This is a genomic window from Streptomyces sp. BE303 (assembly GCF_036290945.1).
GTDB lineage: Bacteria > Actinomycetota > Actinomycetes > Streptomycetales > Streptomycetaceae > Kitasatospora.
In genome coordinates this window covers 1-344 of sequence record NZ_JAQYWZ010000795.1, presented here as the reverse complement: position 1 = coordinate 344, position 344 = coordinate 1, and the positions used below count along the sequence as shown (strand labels likewise).

Here is a 344-nt window from a genome sequence, read left to right as displayed (position 1 = left end):
GCCGACGGCAACTCACGACCCGTCGCCGCCCACTCCCCCAGCAACCCCCGCTCACCCGACGTCAGCACGTCCAGCGCGCCGATGCGGCGGTGCGGGTCGGCCGCGACCTGCTCCAGGACGGCGAGCAGGCGCTCGACCAGGCCCTCGCCGGTGGCCGGCTCGTAGAGGTCGGTGGCGTACTCGAAGGCGATGTCGATCTCCTCGGTCGAGGAGGTCTCCTCGAAGTTGTAGTCGAGTTAGTACTTCGCGGCGACCAGCTCGAACGGCAGGATGCGGCTCTCCAGGCCGAGCAGCCGGCCGCCCTGGCCGTCGTTGTGCTGGTAGCCGAGCATCACCTGGAAGAG

1 pseudogene is annotated in these 344 nt (G+C 69.8%); it reads right to left on the bottom strand.

Annotated elements, in window-relative coordinates:
- Positions 1–215, bottom strand: a pseudogene (locus tag PUR56_RS26005) (hypothetical protein); the annotation flags it as partial.
- Positions 216–344 lie beyond the last annotated feature (129 nt).